Source organism: Microbacterium sp. NPDC058269 (genome assembly GCF_042881445.1).
Classification (GTDB): Bacteria; Actinomycetota; Actinomycetes; order Actinomycetales; family Microbacteriaceae; genus Microbacterium.
Genome location: NZ_JBHVXT010000002.1, coordinates 826994 through 848308 on the forward strand (window position 1 = coordinate 826994; position 21315 = coordinate 848308).

Consider the following 21315-nt stretch of genomic DNA (forward strand, 5'->3'; position numbering starts at 1 on the left):
CGCCGTCATACTGAGGAGTGTGAGTGATGACAGGGCTGGCGCCGGGTGGTACGAGACGCGACGACGCGGCACTCTGCGCTGGTGGGACGGCACGCGATGGACCCCTCGCATCGAGGTGCGCGGTCGCGAGACGACCGTGGCCGAGGACAGCGCATCGGTGCGTAGGCAGCTGCTTGTGAGCGAGCTGGTTCTCGGGGCCGTCCTGGTCGGCGCGATCCTCATCGCGCTGTGGGGCTCTCTCCCGGTGGTCGTGGTGCGCCCCGTGATCGTCGCCACGGGCACCGCCCTGGTGGTCATGCCGTTCCTGATCACCCGGCAGCTCCGGCGGGTCGCCCTCCCCGCGCGCCGGGCCCGGGCCGGAGTGCCGGCTCGACGCTGAGCGGTCGAGGTGCCGAGACCGCAGGGGCGCCCAGCTCGGGGTAGTAGGCTGGGGGACTGGTCGATGTCTCGACATCGAGAGAATTACCAGACAGCAGCCCAGTGAAGGAACCACAGTGGATCTGTACGAGTACCAGGCACGAGACGTTTTCGAAAAGTACGGAGTGCCGGTTCTCGCCGGCATCGTCGCGGACACCCCTGAAGAGGTGAGGGCGGCTGCCGAGAAGATCGGCGGAGTGGTCGTCGTCAAGGCTCAGGTCAAGACCGGCGGCCGTGGAAAGGCGGGCGGCGTCAAGGTCGCCAAGACCCCCGACGAGGCGTACGAGGCAGCGAAGGCCATCCTCGGCCTCGACATCAAGGGCCACGTCGTCAAGCGCGTCATGGTCGCCCAGGGCGCACGCATCGCCGAGGAGTTCTACTTCTCCGTGCTGCTCGACCGCGCCAACCGCTCCTACCTGAGCCTCTGCTCGGTCGAGGGCGGCATGGAGATCGAAGAGCTCGCCGTCGAGCGCCCCGAGGCGCTCGCGCGCGTCGAGGTCAACCCGCTCACGGGCATCGACAAGGCGAAGGCCGTCGAGATCGCCCGCGCGGCGAACTTCCCCGAAGACCTCGTCGAGAAGGTCTCCGACGTCTTCGTCAAGCTCTTCGACGTCTACAAGGGCGAGGACGCGACGCTGGTCGAGGTCAACCCGCTGGTGTGCACCGAAGAGGGCGACATCATCGCGCTCGACGGCAAGGTCACCCTCGACGACAACGCCTCCGAGATCCGTCACCCCGAGCACGAGGCGCTCGAGGACAAGGACGCCGCCGACCCGCTCGAGGCCAAGGCCAAGGCATCCGGCCTCAACTACGTGAAGCTCGACGGCGAGGTCGGCATCATCGGCAACGGCGCAGGACTCGTCATGTCGACGCTCGACGTGGTCGCCTACGCGGGCGAGAACCACAACGGCGTGAAGCCGGCCAACTTCCTCGACATCGGCGGCGGCGCCTCGGCCGAGGTCATGGCCGCAGGCCTCGACGTCATCCTCGGCGACCCGCAGGTCAAGAGCGTGTTCGTCAACGTCTTCGGCGGCATCACGGCGTGCGACGCCGTCGCCAACGGCATCAAGGGCGCCCTCGAGACCCTGGGCGCCACGGCCTCCAAGCCGCTCGTCGTGCGCCTGGACGGCAACCGCGTCGACGAGGGTCGCGCGATCCTCGCCGAGTACGCACACCCGCTTGTGACCCTGGCCGCCACCATGGACGAGGGCGCCGACAAGGCCGCCGAGCTCGCCAACGCCTGAGACTGAAGGACGAGAAGAATGTCGATCTACCTCAACAAGGACTCCAAGGTCATCGTCCAGGGCATCACCGGCGGTGAGGGCACCAAGCACACCGCGCTGATGCTCAAGGCCGGCACCCAGGTCGTCGGTGGCGTCAACGCCCGCAAGGCCGGCACCACGGTCTCGCACACGGACAAGGACGGCAACGCCGTCGAGCTGCCCGTCTTCGCCTCTGTGGCCGAGGCCATGAAGGAGACCGGCGCCGACGTGTCGATCGCCTTCGTGCCCGGTGCATTCACGAAGGACGCGATGATCGAGGCCATCGACGCCGAGATCCCGCTGCTCGTGGTCATCACCGAGGGTGTCCCCGTCGGCGACTCGGCCGAGGCCTGGGCCTACGCCCAGAGCAAGGGCAACAAGACCCGCATCATCGGCCCGAACTGCCCCGGCATCATCACGCCGGGCGAGGCGCTCGTGGGCATCACGCCGGCGAACATCACGGGCAAGGGGCCGATCGGACTCGTGTCGAAGTCGGGCACCCTGACCTACCAGATGATGTTCGAGCTGCGCGACCTGGGCTTCTCCACCGCCATCGGCATCGGCGGCGACCCGGTCATCGGCACCACGCACATCGACGCGCTCGCCGCGTTCGAGGCCGACCCCGAGACCAAGGCAATCGTCATGATCGGCGAGATCGGCGGCGACGCCGAGGAGCGTGCGGCCGACTACATCAAGGCGAACGTCACGAAGCCGGTCGTCGGCTACGTGGCGGGCTTCACGGCTCCCGAGGGCAAGACCATGGGTCACGCCGGCGCGATCGTCTCCGGCTCGGCCGGTACCGCTCAGGCGAAGAAGGAGGCCCTCGAGGCCGCCGGCGTCAAGGTCGGCAAGACGCCGTCCGAGACGGCGGACCTGATGCGCGCGATCATCGAAGCGCTCTGATCTGAGCTACGCTTGATCTGAAGGCCCCGGACTCCACTCCGGGGCCTTCTTTCATGCCCGGGGCTGCGGAGCGTGCGCGTCAACTCCGCGAAGTCACGGAAGCCAGGACGCTGTCGAGCGCGCGGTGTGCGTGTCGACGTGCTGCGGGGTCGTCCTGTTGGGCGGCGAGCCAGAGGGCGAGCTCGTTCATCGCTCCGGAGAGCGCCGCCGTCAGCGGGTCGAGGAGCGCAGGGGCGATTCCGGCCTCGCGCAGGCCTGCCCGGAGTTCGTTCTCCGGGCCCTCTGCGTCCAGCCTGCGCCAGTGCTCCCAGCCGAGCGCGGCGGGCCCGTCGATCAGCAGGATGCGCGCGGCGGTCCGGTTCGTGATCGCGTCGAGGAAGGCGTGACTGCCGTCGCGGAGGGCGGCATCCGGGGTGCTGTCCGCGGTGGCGGCGACGATGGCATCCGCGATGTGCTGCTGCTGCGCGGAGGCGACTGCGGCGAACAGCTGCGGCTTCGAGACGTAGTGGTGGTACACGGCTCCGCGAGTCACGCCGGCAGCGCGGGCGATCTCATCGACGGAGGCCGTGGCGTACCCGTGCTCGGCGAAGTGCGCGGTGGCGGCTTCGAGGACGCGTCGGGCGGTCTCTGCGGCGTCAGCGGCGGATGCTCGGGGCATGTGCTTCCCTTACGTGCGATGTGTATGTATTCTATAGCCAAGAATACAAACATGCTGTATGTAAAGGAGTGACCATGGAGATCACGAGCTTCTATCCGGTGCTGATGGTCGAAGACGTCGCCGCCGCCGCAAGGTTCTATCGAGAGGAGCTCGGGTTCGAGACCACGTTCGAGGCCGACTGGTACGTGAGTCTGCGCTTCGATGGCGGCGAGCTCGCGATCCTCGACCGCACGCACGCGACGATCCCCGAGGGCTTCCGCGAGCCCGTGCGCGGCCTGCTTCTGAACGTGGAGGTACCGGATGCGGCCACCGAACATGCGCGGCTGGTGGGGGAGCGGGGTCTTCCCGAGCGCCTGCCCCTCCGCGACGAGGCATTCGGACAGCGCCACTTCATCGTCGAGGCGCCCGGCGGCGTGCTGATCGACGTGATCGAACCGATCGAGCCGTCACCGGAGTTCGCTGCTGCCTACGAGGCGCCCTCGACCACTTTCGAGTAGCGCAAATGGTCCCATTCCGACGTGGAATGGGACCATTTGCGCGATTCGAAGGCCTGGGGCAGAGGTCAGATCCCGACGCCGAAGAGGGCTTCGATCGGGCCTCGGGCGAAGAAGATCAGGAAGCCGGCTCCGACGACCCACAGCAGCGGGCTGATGGTCTTGGCCTTACGCGAGAACGCGTGGATGAGCACCCAGCTGACGAAACCCGCGCCGATGCCGTTCGCGATCGAGTAGGTCAGCGGCATGACCGAGACGGTGAGGAACACCGGCAGCAGCACGCGGAAGTCCGTGAAGTCGATGTAGCGGATCTGCGCCATCATCATCGCACCGACGATGATCAGCGCAGCCGCGGCGATCTCGGTCGGGACGATCGAGGTCAGCGGGGTCAGGAACATCGCGATGAGGAACACGATGCCGGTCACGACGTTCGCGAGACCCGTGCGCGCACCCTCGCCGATGCCGGCGCCCGACTCGATGAAGACCGTGCTCGAGGAGGACGAGGTCGCCCCGCCGGCGATCGCACCGACGCCCTCGACGACCAACGCCGACTTGATGCGGGGGAAGTCTCCGTTGTCGTCGGCGAGGTTCGCCTCCTTCGCCAGGCCCGTCATGGTGCCCATGGCGTCGAAGAAGTTCGTGAAGAGCAGCGTGAAGACGATCATCACGATGGCGACCAGGCTGACCTTGCTCAGATCGAAGCTGAAGTCGACCGCACCGATCAGGCTGAGGTCGGGGATGCCGACGGGCGAGCCGTCGAGCGCGGGAACCGTGAGCCCCCAGCCGCCCGGGTTGACCACGTTGCCCTCGTCGTCGAAGCCGCGGGCTCCGATATGCCAGATCGCCTCGACGATGACCGCGAGCACGGTGCCACCGATGAGGCCGATCAGCATGCCGCCCTTGATCTTGAGTGCCACCAGGATGCCGGTGAGGAGCAGGGTGATCACGAAGAGCAGGGTCGGCACGGTCGCGACGGAGCCGTTGACGCCGAGGCCGACCGGAGGAGAGGAGGCGCCCGTCGCGGTGACGAAGCCCGAGTTGACGAAGCCGATGAAGGCGATGAACAGGCCGATGCCGACCGTGATCGCGATCTTCAGCTGGAACGGCACCGCGTCGAAGATCGCTTTCCGGAGTCCGGTGGCGGCGAGCAGCACGATGACGACACCGTTGATCATCACGAGGGCCATGGCCTCGGGCCAGGTCACCTGACCGACGACCGAGAACGCGACGAAGGCGTTGATGCCGAGTCCGGCGGCGAAACCGAACGGCAGGCGCGTGACGAGTCCGAACAGGATCGTCATCACTCCGGCGGTCAACGCGGTGGCAGCGCCCACGGCGTTGAAGCTGAGCATGTCCCCGGCGACGTCGGGCTTGCCGGAGAGGATGATCGGGTTGAGGATCACGATGTAGGCCATCGTGACGAACGTCACCAGACCCCCTCGGATCTCGGTGCCGATCGTGGATCCGCGCTTGCTGATCTCGAAGAAGCGGTCCACGGAATTCTTGGGCTCGGTGGATGCCGGGGCGGGCGGGGCAGTTGTCATCGGGAAACCTCCGGAGAAACGCTATCGTGTCGCCGACCCCACGCGCGCCCCCAGGGCTTCGTCGGCAACTCGTCGTAGTCTCGAAACGCTATGCAACACCTCCTCGTCGCGCTCCTCGCCGCCTTCGACGCCGCCATCGCCGCGGCGGTCGGTCTCGTCGTGCTGCTCGCGCCGCTGACGCTGCTGTGGACGCTCGCGTTCGGCATCGCGGCCGACTGGGGCGCGCTCTGGCCGCTCACCGGCACGCTCTGGGAGTTCGGCCACGGAGTGCCGCTGGCGGTGACGATCCCGGACGAGCTCCTCGTCGCACTCGCGATCCCGCCCCAGGCGGCCTCCTTCGCGGTGTCGATCACGCCACTGGCGTTCCTTCTCTTCACCCTGCTGTTCGCCGCGCGCTCGGGAGCCAGAGCCGCGAGCGCGGGGACCTGGCTGCTCGGATCGCTGTCCGGCGCCGTGGTGTTCGCCGCCATCTCCGCCGGCGTCGCGCTGACGGCTCGGCTGGACGCCGTGCGGACGCCTCTCGTCCTCGCGATCCTCCTCCCTGCCGCGGTCTACCTCGTCGGCACGCTCTGCGGTGCTGTCCGCGTCGCGTGGGAAGAGGGCGACGGCGGCATCCTCGACCGTCTCCACGACCGCATCGACGCCCGCGAGGACTGGGCACCCGTCCCCGTCGCGATCGTGCGGGGAACGGCCTTCACTCTGGTCGGCGTCGTCGGCGCGGCCGCCCTGGCCCTCGCGGTGATGACGCTGTTCCGCGGAGGGGAGGTCGTCGCCCTGTTCCAGACCGCTCGCGTCGATGCGCTCGGTGCGACGGTGATGACGCTGGCGCAGCTGGTCTATCTGCCGACCCTGATCGTGTGGGCGGCGTCGTGGCTCGCCGGACCCGGCTTCGCCGTGGGCGTCGGTACCGCCGTGTCGCCCGCCGGCACGCAGCTGGGGGTCGTGCCCGGAATCCCGGTGTTCGGACTGCTGCCGGAGAACAGTTCGATGTGGATGCTGATCGTCGTGCTCGTCCCGATCGCCGCCGGAGCCTTCGCGGGGTGGGCGGTGCGTTCCCGTCTCGTCTGGGAGGGCACGCCGCTGGGCACGGCGCAGCGCACGGTCATCGCGGTCGGGATCGCCGGGCTCAGCGCGGGTGTCGCCGGTCTCGCCGCCGTGCTCGCCCACGGCTCGATGGGGCCGGGTCGGTTGGCGGATGTCGGCCCCGCCGCACTCCCCTTCATGCTCGCGCTCGGCCTGGAGGTTCTCGTCGGCGCCGCGATCCTACTGCTCTCCCCGCGTCACCGCGATGAGCTGGCCGAAGAGCGCACTGACCGCTGGATCGCCGAGATGACCGACTCCGGCCTCGCGCCGGCGGGCACCCCGGTGGCGGGAGCGGCATCGGGGATCCCCTTCTCCGAGACGCAGACCTTCGACGACACGGCGCCGCTGGATGATCTCCGCGGCTTCACACCGCCCAGGGGCGACAGCGACTGACCGCCTGGACGTGGGTGCGGATGCCGGGCGGAACAGGTCTTCGCGCCCCGGTAGACTGGGCGCGTGCTCACGGTCGCCGTTCTCATCTCGGGCACCGGCTCGAATCTTCGCGCCCTCCTCGAGGCCGCTCGTCATCCCGATTTCCCCGCCAGGGTGATCGTCGTCGGTGCCGACCGCGAAGCCGAGGGGCTGGCCCACGCCGAGGAGTTCGGCATCCCCAGCTTCACGGTGCCGTGGCACGAGCACGAGAGCCGCGAGGCGTGGGGTGATGAGCTCGCCCGCCAGCTCGCCGTCTGGAGCCCCGACCTCGTGGTCCTCAGCGGTCTCATGCGTCTGCTGCCGCCGTCGCTCGTCGCGGAGTACTCGCCGCGCCTCATCAACACGCACCCCGCATTCCTGCCGGAGTTCCCGGGGGCGCACGGCGTCCGCGATGCGCTCGCCTCCGGCGCGACCGAGACCGGCGCCAGTGTGATCGTCGTCGACGACGGTGTCGACACGGGCCCGATCCTGGCCCAGGAGCGCGTTCCGATCCTCGACGGCGACACCGAGCACAGTCTGCACGAGCGCATCAAGCCCGTCGAACGTCGACTGCTCATCGACGTCGTCCGCGGGATCGCCACCGGCGACCTCGCCCTCAGCACCTCTTCCTGACCCCCACCCGACGCCCCCGCACGAAGGAGCCCATCATGGCCGGCCCCCGCCACGACCCCACGCTCTACCGCGATCGCGACAGCGTGCCGATCCGGCGCGCGCTCGTCTCGGTGAGCGATAAGACCGACCTGCTCATCCTCGCTGCGGCTCTCGCCGACGCGGGTGTCGAGATCGTCTCCACGGGTTCGACGGCGTCGACCATCCGCGAGGCGGGCTTCCCCGTCACGGACGTGGCCGCCGTCACGGGGGTCGCCGAGATGCTCGACGGCCGCGTCAAGACGCTGCACCCCAAGATCCACGGCGGTCTGCTCGCCGACCTGCGTCTCGAGGACCACGAGCGTCAGCTCGCCGAGCTCGACATCACCCCGTTCGAGCTCGTCGTCGTGAACCTCTACCCGTTCGTCGAGACCGTGGCCTCGGGTGCCGTCGGTGACGACGTGGTCGAGCAGATCGACATCGGAGGACCCGCGATGGTGCGCGCCGCGGCGAAGAACCACGCCAACGTGGCGATCGTGGTCTCGCCGCAGTCGTACCCCGGCATCATCGCGGCGCTCGACCAGGGCGGCACCTCGGTGTCGCAGCGTCGCGAGCTCGCCGCCCGCGCATTCGCTCACACGGCGGCTTACGACACCGCCGTCGCGTCGTGGTTCGCCGAGGGCACGCTGCAGGACGACGGCGACCTCCCGACTCACCTCACGATCCAGGCCGAGCGCCTCGCGACCCTCCGGTACGGCGAGAACTCGCACCAGCGCGGCGCGATCTACACGCGCGCCGGTGGCCACGGCATCGCCCAGGCCACGCAGCTGCAGGGCAAGGAGATGTCGTACAACAACTACGTCGACGCCGATGCCGCACTGCGCGCGGCCTACGACATGGTCAAGCCCGCCGTCGCGATCATCAAGCACGCCAACCCGTGCGGCATCGCGACCACCGCCCCGAACGCCCTCGACCCGATCGCCAGCGCCCACCTGCGCGCGCACGAGTGCGACCCGGTCTCGGCCTACGGCGGCGTGATCGCGGCCAACGGCACGGTCACGCTCAAGATGGCTGAGAACCTCAAGGACATCTTCACCGAGGTCATCGTCGCCCCGTCGTTCGAGCCGGCCGCGCTCGAGGTCTTCAAGGCGAAGAAGAACCTGCGCCTGCTGCAGCTGCCCGAGGACTGGCAGCAGGAGCGCATGGACGTGCGCCTCGTCTCCGGCGGTCTGCTGCTGCAGGATGCCGACCGCTTTCCCGACGACATCGTCTCCGTCGCGAAGAACTGGGAGCTCGTCTCGGGCGAGCGCCCCAGTGACGAGGAGATGGAGAACCTCATCTTCGCGTGGAAGGCATGCCGCGCGGTCAAGTCGAATGCGATCGTGCTCGCGAAGGACAACGCCACGGTGGGTGTGGGTATGGGCCAGGTCAACCGCGTCGACTCGTGCCGCCTCGCGGTCGAGCGCGCAGGGGACCGTGCCGCCGGGTCGGTCGCGTCGTCCGATGCGTTCTTCCCCTTCGCTGACGGAGCCCAGGTGCTGATCGACGCCGGAGTCACGGCCATCGTGCAGCCGGGCGGTTCCGTGCGCGACGAGGAGGTCGTGGATGCCGCCCGCAAGGCCGGAGTCACGATGTTCTTCACCGGGGAGCGTCACTTCTTCCACTGAGCGCTCGCCGTCTCGGCCGAGCATGCCGGTTCGGCCCGTGGGTAACCTATATACTGGGCGCTCACTGGGGCGATGGGGCGACGGTATGGAAGCACAGACGCGTGTGACGTCAAGCGAAGGTACGGCGACGGTTCCGTGGCTGAGGCCGACGTCCTACTGGATGCCGGCCCACTTCGTGGATTCGGCATGGCTCACCCATGGGGCGTTCGCCGCCTGGCTGATCGACGTGCTGCGTCCGCGTGACGTCGCGGAGCTGGGTACCCACAACGGCTTCTCGTGCTTCGCTTTCGCCGAAGCGGCGAAGCGGTTGGGACACGCGGTCACGATCAACGCCCTGGACAGTTGGGAGGGCGACGATCACGCGGGCTTCTACGACGACTCCACGTATCAGGCGGTGCGATCGATCGCGGAGAGCGACTATGCGTCGAGTGTCCAACTGCACCGCGGCTACTTCTCCGACACGCGCGCGCGTTTCGCTGCGGCGTCCGTCGATCTCCTGCACATCGATGGACGCCACGGCTATGAGGACGTCCGCGAGGACTACGAGCAATGGCGGGATACGGTCCGTGACGGGGGAGCGATCCTCTTCCACGACATCGCCGAACGACGCGACGACTTCGGAGTCTGGCGCCTCTGGGAGGAGGTCGCCGAACCGGGGCGCGCATTCGCGTTCGAGCACGGGCACGGTCTCGGCGTGCTCGCCGTCGGCGACATCGTCCATGACCCGCTCCGCACGCTCTTCGAGGCGGATGATTCCGTTGCCGGCCGCATCCGCGCGGACTTCGAGCGCCTCGGCGGTCTGATCGCACAGGTGGCGCGCATCCCGCACCTCGAAGCGGAGGTCGAGTCCCTGCACGAGGTCGTGGAGACGCTGCAGACGGAGCGTTCGCGTCTCTCGGACGTGATCGTGGCACGGGATGATGCGCTCGCATCGCTACGGGGCAGCACGAGCTGGAAGATCACCGAGCCCTTGCGCTCGGTCGTCCGGATGACGCGGCGGGGCCGCTAACCGAAGCGCCGGTCCGTCTCTCGACAGTCATGTCCGATTTCCGCCAGTCGAGGTCGGTGGAGCGTGACACAGTGGAGGCATGAGCTTCCCCGTGACCGACTTCGACGAGCGCTACCGTGCGATCAGTGCGCGCGACACCCGCTTCGACGGACAGTTCGTGACGGCCGTGCGCTCGACCGGTATCTACTGCCGTCCGAGCTGCCCCGCGCGCACGCCCAAGCCGCAGAACGTGACGTTCTATCCCACGAGTGCCGCGGCGCACGAGGCGGGGTATCGCGCGTGCAAGCGGTGCCTGCCGGAGGCCGCTCCCGGCTCGCCCGCGTGGGACATCCGGGGCGACACCGCCGCCCGGGCGATGCGCCTGATCTCCGACGGCGTCGTGGAGCGCGAGGGCGTACCGGGATTGGCTGCGCGCCTGGGCTATTCCAGCAGGCACCTCACGCGGTTGCTGGCCACCGAACTCGGCGCCGGTCCGCTTGCGCTGGCCAGAGCGCACCGAGCTCACACGGCACGGATGCTGCTCGTCGGCACCGACATGCCGATCTCCGATGTCGCCTTCTCGGCCGGATTCGCCAGCATCCGTCAGTGCAACGACACGATCCGCGAGGTGTTCGGCCTCACACCGGGGGAGCTCAGGGCGCGTCGACGCCTCCCGGCATCCGCCGTGCCGGGGGCGATCGACCTCGTGCTGCCGTACCGGGGACCACTCGATGCGAGCGGCATCTTCGCCTGGATGGCCGCGCGCGCCGTTCCCGGTATCGAGGAGAGCACGGCGACCTCGTTCTCCCGACACCTGCGCATGTCGGGCGGCCCCGCCTGGTTCGAGGTGCGCCAAGACGAGGCGTCGCGCCTTCACCTGCGGGCACGCGTCGCCCGGCTGGGCGACCTGGCGCCGCTGGTCTCGACCGTGCGACGCATCTTCGACCTGGACGCCGACCCGTCGGCGATCGACGAGGCACTCTCGACACACGCTGAACTCGCCCCGCTCGTCGCGCGAACCCCCGGTATCCGGGTTCCGGGGTCGGCGGATCCGCACGAGATGCTCATCCGCGCCATGGTCGGCCAGCAGATCACCGTGGTCGCCGCCCGTACGGCCCTCACCGCACTCGCCGAAGCACTGGGAGAGCGCACCGAGAACGGCCTCCTCTTCCCGACCATGACGGCGATCGCCGAGCGCGGGGCAGAGGTGCTGCGGGGCCCGGCCGCCCGCATCCGTGCGATCACCGGCGCGGCGGCTGCCCTCGCCGACGGCTCCCTGCGCCTGACCGTAGGAGACGACGGCGTCGAGCAGCGCGCCGCTCTGCTCGCGATGCCCGGCATCGGCCCCTGGACCGCCGACTACGTGCGCATGCGCGTGCTCGGAGACCCCGACGTGCTGCTGCCCGGCGACGTCGCACTGCGCGCCGGTGCGGCGGCTGCGGGTCTGCCGGGGGATCCGCGTCCGCTCACCGACTGGGCGGAGCGCACAGCGCCCTGGCGCAGCTATCTGAGCGCGCACCTCTGGCGCGCCGCCCCCGTGCGCCCGGCCGGGCCTCGGCGGTCCTCGACCACGGAACGTCCCACCGATACGACGACGAAGGAGAGCTCATGACCGCCCTCATCCAGACCATCGAGACGCCGGACGGCGCCTTCACGATCCTCACCGACGACCGTCAGCGGGTGCTGTCCTCCGGATGGACCTCCGACGTCGACGCGATCCTCGACCGCCTGTCGGCCGCGAACCGCCCGGAACACCTCCGCGACGGCGAGACGGATGCCGCGGCCGCCGCACTCGCGTACTACGCAGGAGACCTGTCCGCCATCGACGATGTCGCCGTGAAGCAGACCGGAACCGCGCTCCAGCTCGCCGGCTGGTCTGCGCTTCGGACGATCGAGCCGGGCGCACCGCTGACCTACACGAGCTTCGCGACGCGGCTCGACACCCCTCGGGCGGTGCGCGCTGCCGCATCCATCTGCGCTCGTAACGCGCCGGCGCTCTTCGTGCCCTGCCATCGGGTGCTGCGCACCGACGGCAGCCTCGGGGGATTCGCCTGGGGTCTCGGCGTCAAGGAGAGCCTCCTGGCTCGGGAGAGCACCGTGGGTTGAGGCGAGGGCACCACGCCGGGATCTCCTCATGGTGCCCGTCGACGAAGCATCCGCACGGGAGCGGCCATAGGCTCGTCCCGTGACCGCCAACGATGCACTCGCCCTCCACCGCCGCGCCGTCGTCGCCGACGCGCACAACGATCTGCTCTGCTCGGTGGCGAGCCGCCCCTCGGCCGAGTGGTCGGACTACTTCCGCGCGCAATGGCTTCCGCAGCTGCAGGAGGGTGGGGTCGATCTGCAGGTCCTGCCCGTGTTCGTCGACGACGTGTACCGCCCGGAGGGGGCGCTTCGCCGCACCTTCCGCATGATCGAGGCCGCGCACCGGCTAGCGGAGGGCAACGCGGACGCGGTGGGTCTCTGCGTGGACGGCGACGACATCGACCGCGTGATCGGCGAGGGGCGCATCGCGCTGGTGCTCGCGCTGGAGGGGATGCCCGGCATCGCCGACGACGTCGAGATGCTCGAGACGGTGTACCGGCTCGGGGTGCGCATCGGATCGGTCGCCCACTTCGGGCGCAGCGCCTTCGCCGATGGGAGCGGTGAAGACGCCGCGGGCAGCAGACTCACCCGCACCGGCATCCAGGCGCTCGCCGAGATGGAGCGCATCGGCATGACCTTCGACATCAGTCACCTCGGGGTGGGCGGTGTCGACCACGTGCTCGAGCTCGCCACGCGGCCTGTCATGGCCACCCATTCCTCGGCGCGCGCGCTGTTCGACCACCATCGCAACCTCACCGACACACAGATCGCCGGGGTCGCGGAGAGCGGGGGGATCGTGTGCGTCAACTTCTTCGCGCCGTACCTGCACGAGAGCGACTACACGATCGACACGCTGATCGACCATTTCGAGCGGGTGGCGTCGGTCGGGGGAATGGCTCACGTCGGGATGGGCCCCGACTTCGTCCGCGAGGTGCTCGAGGACACGACGGCGCCGTGCTGCGTGCAGACGACGATCGAGGGGGTCCCCGTCGATCGGTACATCCCAGGACTCGAGGGGCCGTCCGGGCTTCCGCTCGTGACCGAGGCGCTGGTGCGTCGCGGCTGGGCGGAGGCGGACATCCTGGCGGTCCTCGGAGGCAACCTGCAGCGCTTCCTCCGCTCCGAGCTCGCCGCCGCCGCCCACGCCTGAGCATCCCGGCGCCCGTACTCGCTGCCGTCGACGACCGCGATCGACGGATCGGGAATGACTCTTGCTTTCAGCTGGTTCACAGCAATAGGCTGGTGGGCTGTCGCGCCAACCGGACGACATCGCCGAGCCCCTGAGGAGGACACCATGATCACGATCGCCACCGCGCGGATCGCAGCTCTCGGCTCGACCCCGGCGCGTCCGCTCTCCTAGAGCCACCCCGCCCCTTCTTCATCGGATGCCGGACTCTGCGAGTCCGCTCTCGTATCCGTCCCCTTCCGTAACCGCAGTCCATACGAAACTCGTCTGAGAGACATGTCTTCCTCGCCTTCCGTGCAGAATCCCTCGCCCTCATCGACCCTTTCCACTCCAGCCGCACTGTGGCGGCTGAAGCCGTTCGTGAAGCCTGTCATCTGGCGGCTTGCCGGCGGTGCCGCCAGCGCGCTCATCGCCGCCATCATCGCCCTGATGATCCCGATCGTGCTCGAACAGATCATCAGCGGCCCCGTCCGTTCCGGTGATTTCAGCGCGATCGTCTGGGGCGCGCTCGCCGTCTTCGCGCTCGGCCTCGGCGAGGCGCTGATGGTGTGGCTGCGTCGCCAGTTCGTGCTCAACCCCTCGACCGAGGTCGAGTACAAGATGCGCACCGAGCTCTACTCGCGCCTGCAGACCCTCCCGGTGTCGTTCCACGACAGGTGGGGCTCGGGGCAGCTGCTCAGCCGCATGATGCAGGACATCGGTCTCATCCGCCGCTGGCTCGCCTTCGGCCTCGTGCTGCTCGTCGTCAACATCCTCACGATCATCATCGGATCCGTGCTGCTCTTCCGCTGGCACTGGCTGCTGGGAACGATCTTCCTGGTGACCGCGATCCCGCTGTGGATCCGCGGCTACCTGTTCGAGAAGCGCTACGGCGCGCTCACCCGCCGCAGCCAGGACCAGGCCGGCGATCTCGCGACCAGTGTCGAGGAGAGCGTGCACGGCATCCGTGTGCTGAAGGCCTTCGGGCGCGGCAAGCACGCGCTCAGCCGCTTCAGCCGTCAGGCCGAGACGCTGCGCGAGACCGAGATGAGCAAGGCCGGCGCGATCGCGTCGATCTGGTTCTGGCTCGACCTCATGCCGCAGATCGCATTCGGGCTCAGCCTGATCTCCGGCATCTGGCTGATCTCCGTGGGGCAGATCGACGAGGCGCAGCTGTTCGCGTTCTTCGCAATGGCCGTCGTGCTGCGGTGGCCCATCGAATCGATCGGCTTCCTCTTCTCGTTCATGTTGGACGCCCGCACGGCGACGGACCGTGTGTTCGACATCTTCTCGGAGACCAACACGATCACCGATCCGGAGAACCCCGTTCACATCGCGCACCCGCGCGGGGAGCTGGCGTTCGAGAACGCGCACTTCCGCTACCAGGACGCGGGTGCCCACGAGCGTGACCTGCTCGACGGCATCGACCTGGTGCTGCGCCCCGGCGAGACCATGGCGCTGGTGGGTCTCACCGGCAGCGGCAAGACCACGCTCACCACGCTGCCCACGCGTCTGTACGACGTGACGGGCGGCAAGGTCACCCTCGACGGCGTCGACGTGCGCGATCTCCCGCTGGCGGAACTCCGTCAGCACATCGCCATGGCGTTCGAAGATGCGACGCTGTTCTCGGCGACGGTCCGCGAGAACGTGCTGCTCGGCCGTGCCGAGCTCGATGTGCACAGCGAAGAGGGGGAGCGCGTGCTCCGTCAAGCTCTCGAGGTGGCCCAGGCATCGTTCGTCGACGCGCTGCCGGACGGCGTCGAGACGGTGATCGGCGAGGAGGGACTCAGCCTTTCCGGCGGACAGCGTCAGCGACTCGCCCTTGCACGAGCGGTGGCGGCGAAGCCGAAGGTGCTCGTGCTCGACGACCCGCTGTCGGCGCTCGACGTCGACACCGAGGCTCTCGTGGAGGAGGCGCTGCGCCACGTGCTCGCCGACACCACGGCCATGATCGTGGCGCACCGACCCTCGACCGTCGCGCTCGCCGATCGTGTCGCCCTGCTCGAGGCAGGTCGGGTGACGGCCGTGGGGACGCACTCCGAGCTGCTGAAGACGAGCCGTCACTACCGTCACGTGATCTCCAGCCTGGAGGCGGAGGAGGCCGCGCGCACCGGGGCGATCCCGGTGATCCGCGATGAACAGGCCGAGATCGAGAAGGAGGTCCGGGAGGGCCTCGGGATGCCGGCCGCCGACGAAGACCCGATCACCGAGAAGGAGGTGCAGCGATGAGCTCCGCCATCACCGGAACCCAGAACGAGGACCGTTCCGAGTACACCCGCGAGGAGAGTAAAGAGATCCGTCGTCGGTCCCTCCGCCTGCTCGGATCCCTGGTCAGTCCGTTGAAGCCACGGATCGTGCTGGCCGCCGCGGTGCTCGTCGTCTCGACCGCGCTGCAGGTGGCGGGCCCCATCCTCATCAGCATGGGGCTCGACCGCGCGCTGCCGGCGGTGCTGAACGACGCCGACTGGATGCCGACGTTCATGATCGGCGGCATCTACCTGCTGGCCGGTGCCTTCGCCGCCGTGCTGATCGCGTGGTACGTCATCATCGCGGCCAAGCTCACCCAGGCGGTGCTGCTCGATCTGCGCAAGCGCATCTTCCTGCACACCCAGCGCCTGAGCCTGGAGTTCCACGAGTCCTACACTTCAGGGCGCATCATCTCTCGCCAGACCAGCGACCTCGACTCCATCAAGGAGCTGCTCGACGGCGGTCTGAACGAGCTCGTCTCCGGCGTGCTGTTCGGCCTCTTCACGTTCATCGCGCTGTGCTTCTGGGACTGGCAGTCCGGACTCATCCTCGCGATCGGCGGTGTGCCGCTGTTCTTCCTGATGAAGTGGTTCTACTCGCGGTCGCAGCTCGTCTACCGTGAGTCGCGCGTGATCAGCGCGAAGGTGATCGTGCAGTTCGTCGAGACGATGACCGGCATCCGCGCCGTGAAGGCGTTCCGCAAGGAGCCGCGCAACGACAAGGCATTCCAAGAGATCGCGGGCGAGTACCGCGATGTCAACCGTCGTTCGATGCTTCTGTTCGGCACGTTCGAGCCCGGACTCATGGGCGTCGCCGCACTGGTGCTCGGCATCGTGGTCCTCTGGGGAGGCATCCGCGTCTCCGAGGGAGCGCTGACCGTCGGCGTGCTGTTGTCGGCCGTGCTGTACGTGCGCAACTTCTTCGCCCCGATGCAGGAGATCGCGATGTTCCTGAACTCCTACCAGTCGGCCACGGCCGCGCTGGAGAAGGTGTCGGGGGTGCTCGAGGAGGTCCCGACCGTTCCGGACCCCGAGAAGCCCGTCGACCTCTGGGAGTCGCGCGGCCATGTCGAGTTCGACGAGGTGACCTTCGGCTACAACGGGGAGAAGACGATCCTCCCGAACTTCTCGCTCGACATCCCGGCCGGCCAGACGATCGCCCTGGTGGGGACGACAGGCGCGGGCAAGTCGACGCTCGCCAAGCTCATCTCGCGGTTCTACGACCCCTCGGAAGGGCGGGTGACCCTCGACGGGGTGGACCTGCGCTCGTTGCACCCGAAGGATCTCCGCCGCGCGATCGTCATGGTCACGCAGGAGGCCTACCTGTTCAGCGGGACCGTCGCCGACAACATCGCGCTCGGCAAGCCGGATGCGACGCTCGACGAGATCAAGGCGGCCGCGCGGGCAGTGGGTGCCGACGGGTTCATCTCCTCGCTGCCCGACGGCTACGGCACCGACGTGAACAAGCGCGGCGGACGGGTCTCGGCCGGTCAACGGCAGCTCATCTCGTTCGCCAGGGCCTTCCTCGCCGACCCCGCGGTGCTGATCCTCGACGAGGCGACGGCATCGCTGGACATCCCGTCGGAGCGTCTGATCCAGGATGCGCTGCAGACCCTGCTCAAGGACCGCACGGCGATCATCATCGCGCACCGCCTGTCGACGGTCGCGATCGCCGACAGGGTGCTCGTGATGGAGCACGGACGCATCATCGAGGACGACACCCCCGCCGCCCTCATCAGCGGCACCGGCAAGTTCGCGCAGCTGCATGCGGCGTGGCAGGAGACGCTCGTCTGAACATTCCCTCGACTGCTGCGGCCACGCCCGACTTCGCCGACACGGCGGGGCGGTCGTGGCCGCGGCGTTCGAGACGGAGCGCAACGATCAGGGGTGCGCGTCGAGTGCCGCGCGTGGGTAGCATCGAGGTATGGACCCCGTGCTGCTCGCTGCCGAGTGGTGGTGGATCGCGCCGACTGCGATCACAGCGGGGACGGTGGGTGTGATGGGAATTCGTCGTCGGAACAGTACGGTGAGCGGGCGCCGCCTCGCGGTCGATGCGGCGCGTCATGACCTCAGAGAGGCGCAGCTGGTCGCGGCCGAGCGGCGCACCGCCTGGAAGATCGCACGCGCCGACCTTGCTCGCGTCACCGCGGAGCGAGCCGCTCAGCGCGCGACGGCCGAACAGGTGGCGGGAGCGCGGCGGATGCTGAAGGAGCGCGAGCGCGATGCCAAGGCCGCCTCGGCTGATGTGCGCGCGCGGCAGGTCCGCCTCAACGCTGCCAGAGCCGCAGTGCCCTCAGCCTCGGAGCCGCGCCCCTTGGAGCGACTGCACGCCGCGCACGACGCCGTGACCGTTCGGTGGATGCGCTACGAGACCGACCCTGCGCTGCAGATCTCCTATCCGGCCATGACTGATGTCAAGAGTCCCGAGACCGCCACATACTTCCGCGCCGCCGGTCACGCGGCGGAGATGCGCCGCACGGCTGCCGGACGCATCACTCCTGCGGAGTTCGCCGCGTATCGGGATGCCGTCGCCGAGCTCGAGCGTGCGTTCGAGGCAGCCGAGCACGCGGCGAGGGTGCAGGCCGGGGAAGCGCCGGCGGCCGCAGCGTGGCAGGACGCCGCCCAGGACATGCTCAACCGTTCGGCCGAGGCCATCGATCGGGCAGCCGGCGCGGCCGCAGCCGCGCTCTCCTCCTGGACGAGTCGTCGCAAGCCCGGCGGCACGCCCGACGATCGCCCCTGAGGGCAGGAGACCCCCGCCCCGAGGACGAGAGGAGACCAGCGTCATGAGAGCGCTCCCCACGAGCGCCGTGAAGGGCGACGAGGTCTCGATGGGGGAGGGGATTCGAGACCCCGCCGCCCGGTCTAGGTCGTGACCCGGATCTCGGCGATGACCTCGCCGTAGGCCGTCTCGCCCACGGGAGTGAACCCGACACGGTGGAAGAAGGTCTCCGGACCGCCTTCACCTGCCTCGTAGATCACGTTGACGTGGTCGACGCCGCGTTCGCGGGCTTCGTCGACGAGCGCTTCGACGGCATATCGGCCGACACCGCGGCCCTGATCGTCGGCGTCGACGTTGATGCGCCACAGCACGGAGCGGAAGTGCTCCTCCGGCGCCTCGGAGTCGAAGTTGGCACTGACGAAGCCGACGACTTCGTTGCGATCCAGGATCACCCGCTGCCAGGAGGTCTGCGGGTTGATGACGGTCGCTGCGATCCCGTAGGAGACCGGAGCGAGGAACTGCTCCTGTCCGGGCTTGAGCGACAGGTTGTTCACGGCGACGATCGTCGCAGCGGAGAGTTCGACCATGCGCAGTTCGGACATGGACCCAGGCTAACCCCTCCGAGCGGGCGGGACACGCTCCCGGTGAACATTTCGACGTGCTCTGGCCATTCGTCGACATCCGACGGCATCGGGCACAGGCCCGGGGCCACAGTGTCAGACCCGCTCAGGTATCTTGGTATCGAGACAAATTTCCCCGCGAACGGAGTACCTCCCGGTGACCGACGACGCCATCATCTACACGTACACAGACGAGGCACCGGCGCTCGCCACCGCCTCGTTCCTCCCGATCATCCAGGCATACACCGGCCAGGCCGGCATCGAGGTCGAGACGCGCGACATCTCGCTGGCGGGCCGCATCCTCGCCGCCTTCCCGCAGAAGCTCGCACCGGAGCAGCAGGTCGGCGACTCGCTCGCTGAGCTCGGCGGTCTCGCCACGCTTCCCGAGGCGAACATCATCAAGCTGCCGAACATCTCGGCATCCATCCCGCAGCTGAAGGGCGCGATCGCCGAGCTGCAGAAGCAGGGCTACGACATCCCCGACTTCCCGGATGAGCCCTCCTCGCTCGAGGAGAAGGATGTCCGAGCCCGCTACGACCGCATCAAGGGCTCCGCCGTGAACCCGGTGCTGCGCGAGGGCAACAGCGACCGCCGCGCCCCGCTCGCGGTGAAGAATTACGCCAAGAAACACCCGCACCGCAACAAGCCGTTCGCTGCAGGCTCGAAGACGCGCGTCGCGACCCTCGGACACGACGACTTCAAGCACAACGAGCGCTCCTGGGTCGCCGCTCACGATGACGTGCTGAGCTTCCGTCATACGGCGGAAGACGGAACGGTCACCGTGCTGAAGGAGGGTCTCAAGGTCCTTCCGCGCGAGATCATCGATGCGACGTTCCTCTCCGCCAAGGAGCTCGACGCGTTCCTCGCCGAGACGCTCGAGGCGGCGAAGGCCGATGACGTGCTGTACTCGGTGCACCTCAAGGCGACCATGATGAAGGTGAGCGACCCGATCATCTTCGGTCACGTCGTGAAGGCCTTCTTCGCCGATGTGTTCGCGCAGTACGGCGACAAGCTTGCCGCCGCAGGTCTCAGCGCGAACGACGGTCTCGGCTCGATCCTCTCGGGTCTCGCGAACGTCGCCGACGGTGCGGAGATCGCCGCAGCCTTCGACAAGGCCATCGCCGAGGGCCCGCGTCTGTCGTACGTGAACTCCGACAAGGGCATCACGAACCTGCACGTTCCGAGCGATGTGATCGTCGACGCGTCGATGCCGGCCCTCGTGCGCAACGGCGGCAAGCTGTGGGGCAAGGAGGGCGAAGAGGCCGACACGCTCGCCGTCATCCCCGACTCCTCGTACGCGAGTGTCTACCAGGCCGTGATCGACGACGTGATCGCGAACGGCCCGCTCGACCCGGCCACGATCGGTACGGTCCCCAACGTCGGTCTGATGGCGCAGGCCGCCGAGGAATACGGCAGCCACGACAAGACCTTCGAGATCGCGGCAGACGGCATCGTCCAGGTGCTCGACAGCGAGGGCACGGTCCTCATCGAGCACACGGTCGGCAAGGGCGACATCTGGCGTGCGACGCAGACCAAGCACATCCCGGTCATGGACTGGGTCAAGCTCGCGGTGACCCGTGCGCGTGCAACGGGCGACCCCGCCGTGTTCTGGCTCGACGCGAACCGCTCCCACGATGCACAGATCATCGCCAAGGTGCACCAGGGACTCGCGACGCTCGACACCAAGGGCCTCACGATCACGATCCTCGCGCCCGAGGAGGCCACGCGCTACACGCTTGCGCGCATGCGCCACGGCCTCGACACCATCTCGGTGACCGGTAACGTGCTGCGCGACTACCTGACCGACCTGTTCCCGATCCTCGAGGTCGGCACGAGCGCCAAGATGCTCTCGATCGTGCCGCTGCTGGCGGGTGGCGGTCTGTTCGAGACCGGTGCGGGAGGATCCGCGCCGAAGCACGTGCAGCAGCTCGTCGAGGAGAACTACCTGCGCTGGGATTCGCTCGGAGAGTTCTTCGCGCTGGCGGCATCGCTCGAGCACTTCGCTGACCGTACCGGCAACGAGAAGGCGCGTGTCCTCGCCGAGACTCTGGATGCCGCGACCGGAACCTTCCTCGAAGAGGACCGTTCGCCCGGCCGCGCCCTGGGCACGATCGACAACCGCGGCAGCCACTTCTACCTGAGCCTGTACTGGGCCCAGGAGCTGGCGAAGCAGACGAAGGACGCCGACCTCGCCGCGGCCTTCGCGCCGATTGCCGAGACGCTCGCGAAGAACGAGGAGACCATCGTCTCCGAGCTCAACGCGGTGCAGGGAAAGCCGGTCGAGATCGGTGGCTACTACCGTCCGGACGATGCGCTGGTCGAGGCGGTCATGCGTCCCTCCGCGACGCTGAACGGCATCGTCGACGCCCTGCGCTGAATCGACGGAAGGGGGCGGATGCTGCGGCATCCGCCCCCTTCTTCGTTCTCCGAGAGAGCAATCC

At 68.5% G+C, this 21315-nt stretch carries 18 protein-coding genes; 15 read left to right on the forward strand and 3 right to left on the reverse strand.

The window, feature by feature from the left end:
- Nucleotides 1-19 precede the first annotated feature (19 nt).
- From ACFVWL_RS12395 to sucD, 3 genes are all read left to right on the forward strand, one after another.
- Nucleotides 20-379, forward strand: coding sequence for a DUF2510 domain-containing protein (locus ACFVWL_RS12395; RefSeq protein WP_387182982.1), 360 nt, complete (start codon nt 20-22; stop codon nt 377-379).
- A 115-nt stretch (nt 380-494) separates the two neighbouring features.
- Nucleotides 495-1661, forward strand: a complete 1167-nt coding sequence (gene sucC, locus ACFVWL_RS12400; protein ID WP_387182985.1) for an ADP-forming succinate--CoA ligase subunit beta — start codon at nt 495-497, stop codon at nt 1659-1661.
- Between the two features lie 18 nt (nt 1662-1679).
- Nucleotides 1680-2582 carry a succinate--CoA ligase subunit alpha gene (sucD, locus tag ACFVWL_RS12405; RefSeq protein ID WP_021198863.1) on the forward strand — a complete coding sequence of 301 codons (903 nt, stop codon included), beginning with the start codon at nt 1680-1682 and terminating at the stop codon, nt 2580-2582.
- 79 nt (nt 2583-2661) lie between these two features.
- Here sucD and ACFVWL_RS12410 read toward each other — a convergent pair whose 3' ends face one another.
- A complete protein-coding gene (locus ACFVWL_RS12410) occupies nt 2662-3240 on the reverse strand; it encodes a TetR/AcrR family transcriptional regulator (protein ID WP_387182988.1) in 579 nt (192 codons plus the stop codon).
- Between the two features lie 74 nt (nt 3241-3314).
- Here ACFVWL_RS12410 and ACFVWL_RS12415 point away from each other — a divergent pair, with 74 nt between their 5' ends.
- Nucleotides 3315-3737, forward strand: coding sequence for a VOC family protein (locus ACFVWL_RS12415; RefSeq protein WP_387182991.1), 423 nt, complete (start codon nt 3315-3317; stop codon nt 3735-3737).
- Nucleotides 3738-3802: 65 nt separating this feature from the next.
- Here the strand turns inward: ACFVWL_RS12415 and ACFVWL_RS12420 are convergent, their stop codons facing one another.
- Entirely contained in the window at nt 3803-5278 is a 1476-nt protein-coding gene (locus ACFVWL_RS12420) for an NCS2 family permease (RefSeq protein WP_387182994.1), read from the reverse strand.
- Between the two features lie 90 nt (nt 5279-5368).
- Between ACFVWL_RS12420 and ACFVWL_RS12425 the strand changes: the two genes are divergently transcribed.
- The 10 genes from ACFVWL_RS12425 (at nt 5369) to ACFVWL_RS12470 (ending at nt 18275) form a co-directional block, all read left to right on the forward strand.
- Nucleotides 5369-6754 (forward strand): DUF6350 family protein, encoded by a 1386-nt coding sequence (locus ACFVWL_RS12425; RefSeq protein WP_387182997.1) that lies wholly within the window; start codon nt 5369-5371, stop codon nt 6752-6754.
- A 63-nt stretch (nt 6755-6817) separates the two neighbouring features.
- Entirely contained in the window at nt 6818-7405 is a 588-nt protein-coding gene (purN, locus tag ACFVWL_RS12430; protein ID WP_387183000.1) for a phosphoribosylglycinamide formyltransferase, read from the forward strand.
- 35 nt (nt 7406-7440) lie between these two features.
- Complete coding sequence (gene purH / locus ACFVWL_RS12435; RefSeq protein ID WP_387183003.1) at nt 7441-9048, forward strand: bifunctional phosphoribosylaminoimidazolecarboxamide formyltransferase/IMP cyclohydrolase; 1608 nt, start codon at nt 7441-7443, stop codon at nt 9046-9048.
- A gap of 103 nt (nt 9049-9151) precedes the next feature.
- Nucleotides 9152-10057: a class I SAM-dependent methyltransferase gene (locus tag ACFVWL_RS12440; RefSeq protein ID WP_387183005.1), complete on the forward strand. Its 906-nt coding sequence runs from the start codon at nt 9152-9154 to the stop codon at nt 10055-10057.
- Nucleotides 10058-10136: 79 nt separating this feature from the next.
- A complete protein-coding gene (locus ACFVWL_RS12445) occupies nt 10137-11648 on the forward strand; it encodes a DNA-3-methyladenine glycosylase 2 family protein (protein ID WP_387183008.1) in 1512 nt (503 codons plus the stop codon).
- Entirely contained in the window at nt 11645-12142 is a 498-nt protein-coding gene (locus ACFVWL_RS12450) for a methylated-DNA--[protein]-cysteine S-methyltransferase (protein ID WP_387183011.1), read from the forward strand. Before ACFVWL_RS12445 ends, ACFVWL_RS12450 begins: the two co-directional genes overlap by 4 nt.
- A gap of 79 nt (nt 12143-12221) precedes the next feature.
- The gene (locus ACFVWL_RS12455) at nt 12222-13271 is read left to right on the forward strand and encodes a dipeptidase (RefSeq protein ID WP_387183014.1); all 1050 of its coding nucleotides are present in this window, start codon (nt 12222-12224) and stop codon (nt 13269-13271) included.
- A gap of 312 nt (nt 13272-13583) precedes the next feature.
- On the forward strand, nt 13584-15515 hold the full coding sequence (locus ACFVWL_RS12460; RefSeq protein ID WP_387183018.1) for an ABC transporter ATP-binding protein: 1932 nt from the start codon (nt 13584-13586) through the stop codon (nt 15513-15515).
- A complete protein-coding gene (locus ACFVWL_RS12465; protein WP_387183021.1) occupies nt 15512-17326 on the forward strand; it encodes an ABC transporter ATP-binding protein in 1815 nt (604 codons plus the stop codon). The genes ACFVWL_RS12460 and ACFVWL_RS12465 overlap by 4 nt, the downstream gene beginning before the upstream one ends.
- A 130-nt stretch (nt 17327-17456) precedes the next feature.
- Nucleotides 17457-18275: a hypothetical protein gene (locus ACFVWL_RS12470; RefSeq protein ID WP_387183024.1), complete on the forward strand. Its 819-nt coding sequence runs from the start codon at nt 17457-17459 to the stop codon at nt 18273-18275.
- 122 nt (nt 18276-18397) lie between these two features.
- Here the strand turns inward: ACFVWL_RS12470 and ACFVWL_RS12475 are convergent, their stop codons facing one another.
- Complete coding sequence (locus ACFVWL_RS12475; RefSeq protein ID WP_387183025.1) at nt 18398-18856, reverse strand: GNAT family N-acetyltransferase; 459 nt, start codon at nt 18854-18856, stop codon at nt 18398-18400.
- 175 nt (nt 18857-19031) lie between these two features.
- Between ACFVWL_RS12475 and ACFVWL_RS12480 the strand changes: the two genes are divergently transcribed.
- A complete protein-coding gene (locus ACFVWL_RS12480; protein ID WP_387183028.1) occupies nt 19032-21251 on the forward strand; it encodes an NADP-dependent isocitrate dehydrogenase in 2220 nt (739 codons plus the stop codon).
- Nucleotides 21252-21315 lie beyond the last annotated feature (64 nt).